Source organism: Photobacterium sp. S4TG1 (assembly GCF_036040035.1).
Lineage (GTDB): Bacteria > Pseudomonadota > Gammaproteobacteria > Enterobacterales > Vibrionaceae > Photobacterium.
Map to the genome: position 1 here is coordinate 385,409 of NZ_JAYXUH010000002.1, position 11,031 is coordinate 396,439.

The window sequence follows — 11,031 nt, forward strand, 5'->3', positions numbered from 1 at the left end:
ATAAGGGTGTTTATTTGTCTGTGAATATTAAATAATTACTCTAGGTTTTGTTAATATTGTTTTTATATATGGAGATTCTCGTGAGCCAATCCTTAGTCGTACCGACATTATCACAGATACATGTTTATCCAGTAAAATCGACAGCAGCATTAACACAATCTCACGCTTGGGTAGAAAAGCAAGGGTTAGCATTTGATCGTCGTTTTATGGTTGCCAGTGACAAAGGTGTAATGATCACTGCTCGTAAATATCCACAAATGATTAAAATCACTGCTACTCTGACAATGACGGGATTAATACTGCAATACCCAAATAAAACCGATTTAATTTTACAGTATGCTGATTTTGCAATGGTTGATGCATCTGCAACCGTGTGGAATGATAATTTTAGTGCTTACACAACAACGATGATCGCAAATCAATGGTTCAGCGATATTATTGGTCATTCGGTGCAGTTACTTTTTTGTGGTCAACAATCCAATCGAGTACGTTCAAAAATTGGTCATAATGTTAGTTTTGCCGATGGCTATCCATTATTAGTCATTAGTGAGGCCTCATTGGCTGCGTTAAATGAACGTAGTCGTGACCATCACACCATGGCGCAGTTTAGAACTAATCTAGTGGTGTCTAATACTGATGCCTTTGCGGAAGATGAATGGAAACGGATTCGCATTGGTAAGGTTGAGTTTGAAATTGTTAAACCTTGTGCGCGTTGTATTTTAACAACTGTAGATCCACTAACTGGCGAGTTTAATACGCTAAAAGAGCCATTAAAAACCATGGCGACGTTTCGCGCTGATGCGAAAGGAGATGTCTTTTTTGGACAAAATGCAGTAGCTTTAAATGAAGGTATGATTCGCGCAGGGGATGTCATTGAAGTTTTAGAAACGCAACCCAAACAAGTTTATGTTGATAACACGGAAACTAAATTATTACTTACTTGTGTTGAACGTGAAGATATTGCGTCTGACTTTACAACGTTTTGGTTTGAGTCTCATCAAAAATCACCTTTACCTAAGTATTTACCCGGCCAGCATTTGCCGTTACAACTGGAGATTAATGGTGAGTTTATTACGCGTTACTATACATTATCTTCGAGTCCGTCTCGTCCCGGACGCTATGCTATATCAGTAAAACGAATTGATGATGGCCGAGTATCTAATTGGTTACATCAGCATTTTCAGGTGGGGGATGTACTTGCTGCTGATAAACCAGGTGGTGATTTCCACTTAGGGATTCATACTGATAAGTTATTATTATTGTCTGCGGGAAGTGGTATTACGCCGATGCTATCTATGCTGCGGTATTTATCTGATAACGATAATATTCGTGATGTTGTGTTTTATCATCAATGCAGCACTGAAGCGGATATTCCTTCGGCACAAGAATTACGCCAGCTTGAGAATAAACATCCTTCTCTTGATTTACGGATTGTGCTTAGTCAGCCACTGCGAGATTGGCAAGGTGAATCTGGACGATTAAGTTTGAGTCATTTAGCTATGATCAGTGATTTAGATCAACGGCAAGTGTTTGTGTGCGGTCCAAATGCTTTTATGGATGCGGCTAAAAAATTATTATTAAAAATGGGTGTCTCTCCTGCGCGCTATCATCAGGAAACTTTTGGACCTTTACGTGCCTCATCAGTCAAGAAACAGGCACTCACGCTTAATATTAATGGTTATATTTTTAGTGGAAATAATCAACAAACACTATTAGAACAAGCAGAAACGGCAGGGCTAGTACTTGATTATAGTTGTCGTGCTGGTTTTTGTGGCGCATGTAAAGTAACGTTAACTTCGGGTCAGGTGGAGCAACCTGATGTTCCAGCATTATTACCGCAAGAGAGACAACAGGGCAAGATATTAGCATGCTGTTGTGTCCCTAAAACAGATATCAAAATTATTAACTAAATCTTGTTTTTTAAAAAAGAGCATAGGTATTATTATCATTGCTCTTTTATTTTATTTTTTAATGTATTGTTATTTATTATTAAATTAATGAATATTATGTTTTTCGTGAAATTCGATAATAAATAACAATAAACCTCAAATTGTAAGTATTTTTGGAATTGATCTAAAACAATAAAACCGTAATTTAAATTTAACCGTTTTATTTTTTAAATATTAATGGTAATTACTATATTAATGATATTAAAAGGATATATTATCAATATTAGTGTAAAATAATGTTTAATCGAATTCCTCAATTAAAGCATCCGTTTTTTTCGTTTTGAACTCTTCCTTAGAAGCTATTATTTTCTCTCAAAATATCTTCATAGGGAATCTTCATGAAAAAGTCATCATATATTGCGTGTGCGATTAGTGCGGGTATCGTCGGTTATTTAGCAACGGTATATGCCGTTGATCAAGGTGACGAAACACTGCATAAAAAATACTTATCTCAAACATATTTGGTTAAAGTTGATCCTCTTTCACAGCAAGCTTTTAATATCTTTAATCAAAATGGTTGTCAGTACTGTCATACAAAAAATAGTGAGATGCCTTTTTATGCCGATGTTCCTGGTGCCAAACAATTGATGCAACGCGATATTGATCATGCTTTACGTCAATTCAATATTTCGATGCTTATGGAGCAAGTACAACATAATACACCAGTTTCTCAGGTTGAATTAGCCAAGCTTGAATCAGTGTTAAATGATCATGCGATGCCACCTAAACAATTCTTATTAATGCATTGGCGCTCAGATTTATCACAGCAAGAAACCAACACGTTATTAGATTGGGTTAAACAAGAACGTCGTCAATATTATTCAGATCCGCAGGTGATCAGTGAGTACCAAAATGATGCCGTACAACCTATCTCTACTACGTTTAAAGTGGATCAGGCGAAAGTACAATTAGGCGAAGCACTTTATCATGATACCCGTTTATCAGGGGATAACACCGTTGCGTGTTCAACTTGTCATAGTTTGACAACTGGCGGGGTCGATAACCTAAAAACGTCAACGGGAATTAATGGTTCAAAAGGACCAATTAACGCTCCCACTGTTTTTAACTCTGTGTTTAATATTCATCAATTCTGGGATGGTCGTGCAAGTGATTTGCAAGCACAAGCTGGAGGTCCACCGATGAACCCTATTGAGATGGGAGCTGGATCTTGGGCAAATATTATTAAAAAATTAGATAAAGATTCTGCACTTAAAGCACAATTTGACGCTATTTACCCTCAGAAAGGGATCAGCGAATACAGCATTACTAATGCTATTGCTGAGTTTGAAAAAACCTTAGTTACGCCAAATAGTCGGTTTGATAAATTTCTAAAAGGGGACAAAACCGCACTAACAACGGAAGAACAACAAGGTTATGCGTTGTTTAAAAAGAATAAGTGCCAAACATGCCATAGTGGTCAAGCGATGGGTGGTTTGTCATTTGAGGTTATGGGGCTTAAAGATGACTATTTTGATGAACGAGGCAATATGACGGATGTTGATAATGGCCGTTTTAACGTCACGAAAGATGACAACGACATGCACCGCTTTAAAGTGCCAACATTACGTAATATTGCGTTAACAGCCCCATATTTTCATGATGCAAGCGCAAAAACATTGGAACAAGCAGTGAATGACATGGCGTTGTACCAAGTTGGTGTAAAGTTAAACCCAGATGAGATTGATAAAATAACGGCTTACCTTAAAACGTTAACCGGTGAGTATAACGGTAAATTATTGCAATAAATTTGCTACAGAAGCGGTTTCTTAATTAAGAAGCCGTTTTATATCGGTCAAAATTAAAATTCAAATTTAGAGAATATAATTTTGACCGATAATGCTGAAAAGGAATTTAATGTGGAGTATGCTGCGGCGCAAACGATTACAACGTAGTAAGGATTTCCGTATGTTTAGCAAGCCACTTATAGCATTATCTATCACTTTAGCCCTTTCTGGATGTGTTACAACGCCAGCCATTCAGCATCAACCTTTCACTCTTACTGTTGCTCATATTAACGACACTCACTCGCATTTTGATCCGGTAAAGTCGAGTTTTTCTGCTGATGGCGTTGAAGTCTTTAATGAGTTTGGTGGTTATCCTCGCCTGCAAGCAATGGTTAAACAATATAAAGCACAAGCACAAAAGAATAACCAGAGTTTGCTGTTTTTAGATGCGGGTGATGCTTTCCAAGGGAGTGCGTATTTTAAAATAAACCAAGGTGCGATGAATGCTGATCTTCTTGACCAAATGGGGTTAGACGGCATGGCTTTGGGTAATCATGAATTTGATCTTAACAATCAAAAATTAAATCGTTTTGTTAGCAGTTTAGATTTTCCAATTATCGCGACCAATGTTGATGTTAGTCATGACACTAATTTCAATGGGCAGACAAACATTTTACCGTATCAAATTTTTGCCTTTGATGGTGATCATAAGACTGTTGTAAAAGATATCAATAACTTACCAAAAAATAAAAATTTAGTCGCTGTATTTGGTTTATCTTTACAAGACATGCCAAATATTGCTCCCCATACGGGAGATGTAAAATTTCTCAATGAAGTAAAAACGGCACAATCAACTGTCGATTTTCTTAAATCAAAAGGGGTCGATGACATTATTGCATTAACCCACATTGGTAATGCAACGGATATTGCTTTAGCTGCAAAAGTGAATGGTATTGATTTAATCGTTGGTGGACATTCACATACATTATTAGGTGACTTCACTAATATTGGTTGGAGTAATTCTGGCCCTTATGCACAAATGGTGAAAAATCCTGATGGCAAAGCGTCAACCTGCATTGTACAAGCTGGCAAATATGCGGAAGCTATAGGTAAGGTAAATGTTAGTTTTAACAGCCAAGGTGAAGTAACCAACTGTGCTGGGCACAATACATTACTCAGTAACGATGTGTTTTATCATAAAGCTGAGCGTAAACCACAAGATAAGTTTACCGCAGCACAAACTGCAAAAGTAGAGCAATTTATTGCTAAGCAAAAGAACATTGTAATTATTAGTGAGGATAGTAATCTTCGTCATGAAATCGATACTAAATATAAACCAGCGGTAGATAAAGCATATGGCAAAATTATTGCTCAAGTACCGGCGGAAATTAAACATGAACGTCGTCCTGGGGACAGTGGTGCAGCGGATAAGCATGGTTCTGCAGTTGCACCGTTAATTGCTGAAAGTCAGTACTATTGGGCGAATTTACCGCAAGTCCAAAAAGTGACAGGAAAAAAAGTTGATTTTGCATTAATTGGTGCAGGGGGCATTCGAACTAACATTAATGAAGGTGAATACCGTGAAGGTAACGTCAGTTTAGAGATGTTACCGTTCTCTAATTATTTATCAGTATTGTCATTAAAAGGTTCAACCGTTAAGCAATTATTGCAAGATACGATCACTGCAACGTTACCTGAAGGTGCACATGCGGGTAAATACCCATACGGTGGTCATATTCGTTACACTTTTGATGAAACAACGGCACATGAAGCGGGTCATTTAACCGGTGTTGATGTAATGACGGGCACTGAAAAACATCCAATATGGACACCGTTACAAAATAATAAGACCTACAATGTCGTGATTAATAATTATAATGCGACGGGCAATGATGGTTGGACACCTGTATTTACGGCTCAAAATAAGCATTCTAATCGTATCGATCTTATTGATGTCGATGGAAAATTAGTGGGTTACAAGGTTAAAAATATCGAAAAGCAAGGCGATAAATATCAAGTTATTTATCAAGGTAAAGCACCTAATTGTAAAGCGGCGCATACCGATTGTGATACTGATGCACAAGCATTTATCGACTATGTTGGACAAACTCGTCACCAACTCATTCCACTACCATACACAGTAGTAACGCTTGATCGAATAGCGACGAAATAATCGTTATTTAGAGTCAGGAATAGGCAATATGTTTAGGCGTATTGCCTTTTTTTTGCTTTTTTAATAGTAAACGACAATCAATAAAATTCTGTTCATATTTATTAATCGAGTTACTTCAGAATATAAAGATAAGCCGCAAATTTAAATGCTTTTTTATCATACTGTTAATTCTATATAGGGTGAATAACGAACGTATTTTTTGTCGAATAATATCTCGAGTAAGTATGATTTAACAAAGTTTTTGTTTGTAGAACGTTAAAAATTAAAAAAAAAGGCTATACAATCAAATTTATTTCATTAGTATAGACATCGGCCTGTAATTCAGACCTATTTATATGTAACATTATGTTTTAGAAAACTTTCTTTGTAACGCTTTACCAGTGTCATGAAGCTTTCCACTCATAAACTATAAATAATTCTTTTTCTGGCTATATTGCGCAATTTTGCGAATTATTTAATAAAATATTGGAGACAGTCATGTCTAAATCAACTGGTATCGTTAAGTGGTTTAACGAAGAGAAAGGTTTCGGTTTCATCACTCAAGACAATGGCGGCGCTGACGTATTTGTTCACTTCCGTGCTATCTCTGGCGAAGGTTTCAAAACTTTAGCTGAAGGTCAAAAGGTTTCTTTTGACGTTGAACAAGGCCAGAAAGGTCCTCAAGCTGCAAACGTTGAAGCTGCTTAATTCGCACTTACGTTGAAAGTTTGTAAAATGCCGACATTATGTCGGTATTTTTTTATTCAAATTTTATTCGCCAAATATAATTATCCTACCTATATTACTAATACTGTCTTGTATTGATCTGATTCATAGCGAGTATTGAATTAAACCATTTGAGTAATTTTTTGGTTTTTATACACTTATTATTCTCAATCGCTATTGGTATTAATTGCCATGATAATTCCATCTTCAATATCTACTGCTATCTCTAGTGATGCTTTACGCTTCTTTCAATTACGTTCCGGTTTTGAAAGTGAACAATTAAGCCCATTAACAGTTGATTTAATACCCGGCCAGCATTTAGCGTTATCGGGAGCATCCGGTTGTGGAAAAAGTAGCTTATTACAGGTTATTGCTGGGCTTAAATCACCACAAGAAGGAACTTTTGATTATAAGCAAAGGCTTATTAACAGTGGATCATTGCCATTTTGGCGTCAACAACTGTGCTATTTACCACAACAACCTGTAATGGGGTCTGAGACGGTAGTCGGCGTTTTGTTATTGCCTTGGCATATGAAAGCTATTCAATCTTCGCATATAAAACCAACAGAACATCATTGCCTACAAGCACTAGCAGATGCCGGGTTAACCGTTGAATTAGATAAAGATGTCGCATTATTATCGGGTGGTGAAAAGCAACGCTTATCTATTGCGCGGGCTGTGCTGATGCAACGTCCTGTGTGGTTAATGGACGAGCCTACATCTGCTTTAGATCCTGTGGCAAGAAATAAGATTATTTCATTAGTGAAAACATTAGGTGTTATCTGTGTTTCTGTTTCTCATGATCCGGTGTGGCTTGAGATTGCCGATCAGGTTCACAATATGGATCTTGCATCAGGAATGAACCAATGACCTCAACTATTAATCAAACTATCGATTTGCATTGGTCAGCCATGGCCGGTTTTTACCTGTTATTACTGATTCCATTAATACTATTTCAGCGCTGGCAATTGGGATTAAGTCGTATACTGATCATGTCTGTATTACGCATGACTTTACAGCTATCTGTGGTTGGGATTTATTTACATACGTTATTTGGTTGGCAAAGTTTGAGCCTTAACGTGGTTTGGTTAACCGTTATGGCTCTTTTTGCCAGCTATACTATTTGTAAACGCTCTGATGTTAAAGTATTTCGCGTGATCCCTGCCGTTATTTTTGGGCAAATTATCGCATTATCGGTGGCATTACCTGCAGTTTTAGCGGGGGTTATTCAAGTTTCACCGTGGTGGCAAGCACAATATATGATCCCGATAGCTGGCATGTTATTAGGTAATAGCTTAACTGCGAATGTATTGGCATTATCTCGTTGGGGAAGTTTACTGAAAGAGAATCATCAAGAATATCAATATTATTTAACGATGGGAGCGCCTAATCCGGCACAGCCTTTTATTCGTACGGCTTTTAAAGCGGCATTAGCGCCTCAATTAGCTTCAATGGCAACGTTAGGTATTGTGAGTTTACCTGGCATGATGACAGGACAAATCTTAGGTGGGGCAATGCCATTGGTTGCCGTTAAATACCAGTTAGTGATCATGGTTGCGATATTTGTTTCCGGTGTGCTTTCTGTTGCGACAACACTGACACTTGTAAAACGTCACTCATTTGATGCTTATGGTAATGTATTGTAATTTAAAATAAAAAAGCAGCGTTTTAAACTGCTTTTTTATCATGGGGTGAGCCTGCCCCGTTTATTTAATTTCTGTGATTGGAAAAATTTCAGTCGGCGCGACAATTTCATCTTGAGCGGCAATTGTTTGTAGTTCCCATTCACCGCGTCGGTGGGTTTCTTTTAATACGGCATAACAAGCATTATGAGCATGCTCAAAGGCTTGTTCTGCTGACCAGCCTTTTAATAAACCACCGGTAAATAATGCTGAAATTAAATCACCCACACCAACAGGTTGGTTATCAAATGCTAAGTGTGGACGTTGTGCTAGATAGCAGCCTTCTTTTGTTGCTAACATCATCGAAAATTTATCAGTAGATAAACTATGAAGATGTTTTACTAACACCATTTTAGGGCCGAGTGTTAGCGCGTGCTGACAAGCTTTAACCGCATCTTCTAATGTATTGATTGTCATGCCAACAAACTGACTAAGTTCAAATTGGTTAGGGACAATAACATCTGCTAGTGGCATTACATCATTAATAAGGTGTTCTGATATGCCGTCAGCAACGATGCATCCTTTTTCTGGATCACCCATAACCGGATCACAGATATAGATAGCGTTAGGGTTTTGTTGTTTTACTGTTTTAACTGTATCAATAATGGCTAAACATTGATCAGCACTACCTTGATATCCGGTAAGGACTGCTTCACAGTTTTTAAGCTGATCAATGTTGTTGATGCCTTTAACGAGTTCAATCAAATCAGAGGCTGGGAAAGCTTTACCTGTCCAACCTTGCTTGTATTGTGTGTGGTTAGAAAATTGTACAGTGTGCAAGGGCCAAACTTCAAATCCCATACGCTGAAGAGGGAATACTGCAGAACTGTTACCAGCGTGACCGTAAACAACATGTGACTGTATTGATAGAATACCTTTCATCGAGGTTCCTTATAACCATCGTGTATATAGGTATACTTTACATGCGCTGATATCAGAAACCTAGTCATTTTATATCGTAATTATTCCTTGCAAAAATGCAGACTATTTATTGTTCAACAAAGAATGATAATTTCTTTTTATTTTAGGTTAAATAGAAAGAATAATGTAATTGGAATATGTTTTATTAGTGGTTCTGTGTGTTTTTTGAGCATATTTTGCGTTTTTCTTTATTTTTTTATTACTTGTTTTTTGGTTTTAAAACAATGGATTACTTATTTGCTAAGTGGTTATCCACAAATTATTATCGTTTTTGATTAAAAAAATATTTACAGCATCAAAATTTGGCGTTAATGTTCGATCCGTCTGTTACTCAGACCTAATGTGTTTTAAAAAAACCACAATGTCATTTCTAACCATTGTTATCCGTTTATGTTGCAAACGTAGTAGCAGTGCAAAGCTATAAGAAGGGTGATCTTATAGTTAAGAAGTAGTAGGTCAATGAGTAAAGCTCTATACCAAGGTTAATTTAACTATTTGGTATATAACTATTTAAACTCAAATTGATAGCCTCAAATATAGATGCTGATAAGAAAAGCAATATTTGGGCGTAAAGGAAATATAAACTATGACTTCACAAACAGGTATTATTCGTAGCTTCAACCCAGTTGAAAAAATTGGTTTAATTACTAGCGACCTTGGTGGCGATATTCGTTTTGACGCGTCTCAAGTATGCAGTCGTTCACAACCTTCATCTGGTAGTATGGTTGAATTTACATTAGATGATTCAAGTAATAAGCTTAAAGCGGTTAAAATCCGTTTTATTTAAATTTAATTAATGAGTTAAATGTTTACTGAAATGTGGCTATTTTTCCATAATTAAAAAATAATCCCGGCCTTGGTCGGGATTTTTTTATTTTAGTTACCATAATGCAAATCATTATAATCCGTTAAAGTATTATTACTTATTATGTTGGTATCATTCTTAGGTATATTGGTAAGATATTAATATATTGAATGAAAAAATATATACTGTAATCATTGATATTATGTTTTCTTAAATATTGATAAGATGATAGAGCTGCTTATTGAGTGGTTTGATACTTAGGAAAGGTAGAACAAATGCATGAATTGACAGAAAGTGATTATGATATTCTTCACGCTATGGAAAATATTGTTGATGGCATTGCAGCAATGTGGGGGGAGCATACTGAAGTCTTATTGCATTGTTTAGATGCGCGGAATCCGTCAATTATGAAGATTGCTAATGGTTATATTACAGGACGAGAAGTTGGTGCTCCAATTACCAATATTGCTTTAGTAAAATTAAATGAAGGTAAAGATGTTTCCGATGCTTATATTACGAAAGCACCTGATGGTAAAATGTTACGTTCATTAACAACCGTGATCCGCAATAAACAACAGCAACCTATTGGTTTGTTATGCGTTAATTTTAATTTAGATGCGCCATTTCAATCAATGATTCATAGTTTGATGCCAACAATTGGTACTTATTATGATCATGGGGTTACCGCAGAAACGTTTGCTCGTAATAATGATGAAATGATGCATAGCTCTATTGAAAATGTGCGTGAGCAGGTGATGAATGATAGTACGATCCCTCCTTCAAAGAAAAGTAGAGAGATTGTGACGCGCTTACATGAGCTAGGTATCTTTGACTTGAAAGATAGCGCTCAAATTGCTGCCAAAGGGCTCGATATCTCTATTCATACTATTTATCGCTATTTGCGAGAAATACGTGCAAATTAAATATCTAATTAAGCAATGATATTATTTACGAGGATAGTGTCATTGCTTATTTTTAGAATACTTAGTTTTATGTTTAAAGAATAATAACTTGCTACTTCTAATGATATATCTTTAATTATCACAACGCCCCTCTCTACATTTTTCTAGCC

At 36.5% G+C, this 11,031-nt stretch carries 9 protein-coding genes; 8 read left to right on the forward strand and 1 reads right to left on the reverse strand.

What is annotated here, in order from left to right; genetic code table 11:
• Nucleotides 1-68: 68 nt before the first annotated feature.
• From VXS03_RS05305 to VXS03_RS05330, 6 genes are all read left to right on the forward strand, one after another.
• A complete protein-coding gene (locus VXS03_RS05305) occupies nucleotides 69-1,910 on the forward strand; it encodes a hybrid-cluster NAD(P)-dependent oxidoreductase (protein ID WP_327762397.1) in 1,842 nt (613 codons plus the stop codon).
• A gap of 377 nt (nucleotides 1,911-2,287) precedes the next feature.
• Nucleotides 2,288-3,694 (forward strand): cytochrome-c peroxidase, encoded by a 1,407-nt coding sequence (locus VXS03_RS05310; protein ID WP_327762398.1) that lies wholly within the window; start codon nucleotides 2,288-2,290, stop codon nucleotides 3,692-3,694.
• A 160-nt stretch (nucleotides 3,695-3,854) separates the two neighbouring features.
• Nucleotides 3,855-5,846 carry a bifunctional metallophosphatase/5'-nucleotidase gene (locus VXS03_RS05315; RefSeq protein WP_327762399.1) on the forward strand — a complete coding sequence of 664 codons (1,992 nt, stop codon included), beginning with the start codon at nucleotides 3,855-3,857 and terminating at the stop codon, nucleotides 5,844-5,846.
• A 477-nt stretch (nucleotides 5,847-6,323) separates the two neighbouring features.
• Nucleotides 6,324-6,533, forward strand: coding sequence for a transcription antiterminator/RNA stability regulator CspE (cspE, locus tag VXS03_RS05320; RefSeq protein WP_080156329.1), 210 nt, complete (start codon nucleotides 6,324-6,326; stop codon nucleotides 6,531-6,533).
• Nucleotides 6,534-6,743: 210 nt separating this feature from the next.
• A complete protein-coding gene (locus VXS03_RS05325; RefSeq protein WP_327762401.1) occupies nucleotides 6,744-7,421 on the forward strand; it encodes an ABC transporter ATP-binding protein in 678 nt (225 codons plus the stop codon).
• Nucleotides 7,418-8,197: an ABC transporter permease gene (locus VXS03_RS05330; RefSeq protein ID WP_327762402.1), complete on the forward strand. Its 780-nt coding sequence runs from the start codon at nucleotides 7,418-7,420 to the stop codon at nucleotides 8,195-8,197. Before VXS03_RS05325 ends, VXS03_RS05330 begins: the two co-directional genes overlap by 4 nt.
• A 60-nt stretch (nucleotides 8,198-8,257) precedes the next feature.
• Here the strand turns inward: VXS03_RS05330 and pdxY are convergent, their stop codons facing one another.
• Nucleotides 8,258-9,115 carry a pyridoxal kinase PdxY gene (gene pdxY / locus VXS03_RS05335; RefSeq protein WP_045035465.1) on the reverse strand — a complete coding sequence of 286 codons (858 nt, stop codon included), beginning with the start codon at nucleotides 9,113-9,115 and terminating at the stop codon, nucleotides 8,258-8,260.
• A 625-nt stretch (nucleotides 9,116-9,740) separates the two neighbouring features.
• Between pdxY and VXS03_RS05340 the strand changes: the two genes are divergently transcribed.
• Complete coding sequence (locus VXS03_RS05340) at nucleotides 9,741-9,941, forward strand: hypothetical protein (RefSeq protein WP_036792228.1); 201 nt, start codon at nucleotides 9,741-9,743, stop codon at nucleotides 9,939-9,941.
• Between the two features lie 293 nt (nucleotides 9,942-10,234).
• Entirely contained in the window at nucleotides 10,235-10,882 is a 648-nt protein-coding gene (locus VXS03_RS05345; RefSeq protein WP_327762403.1) for a helix-turn-helix transcriptional regulator, read from the forward strand.
• Nucleotides 10,883-11,031 lie beyond the last annotated feature (149 nt).

Coding starts and splice junctions, on each gene's coding strand:
- VXS03_RS05305 (WP_327762397.1), top strand. CDS start 69: ATGGAGATTCTCGTGAGCCAATCCTTAGTCGTACCGACATTATCACAG.
- VXS03_RS05310 (WP_327762398.1), top strand. CDS start 2,288: ATGAAAAAGTCATCATATATTGCGTGTGCGATTAGTGCGGGTATCGTC.
- VXS03_RS05315 (WP_327762399.1), top strand. CDS start 3,855: ATGTTTAGCAAGCCACTTATAGCATTATCTATCACTTTAGCCCTTTCT.
- cspE (WP_080156329.1), top strand. CDS start 6,324: ATGTCTAAATCAACTGGTATCGTTAAGTGGTTTAACGAAGAGAAAGGT.
- VXS03_RS05325 (WP_327762401.1), top strand. CDS start 6,744: ATGATAATTCCATCTTCAATATCTACTGCTATCTCTAGTGATGCTTTA.
- VXS03_RS05330 (WP_327762402.1), top strand. CDS start 7,418: ATGACCTCAACTATTAATCAAACTATCGATTTGCATTGGTCAGCCATG.
- pdxY (WP_045035465.1), bottom strand. CDS start 9,115: ATGAAAGGTATTCTATCAATACAGTCACATGTTGTTTACGGTCACGCT.
- VXS03_RS05340 (WP_036792228.1), top strand. CDS start 9,741: ATGACTTCACAAACAGGTATTATTCGTAGCTTCAACCCAGTTGAAAAA.
- VXS03_RS05345 (WP_327762403.1), top strand. CDS start 10,235: ATGCATGAATTGACAGAAAGTGATTATGATATTCTTCACGCTATGGAA.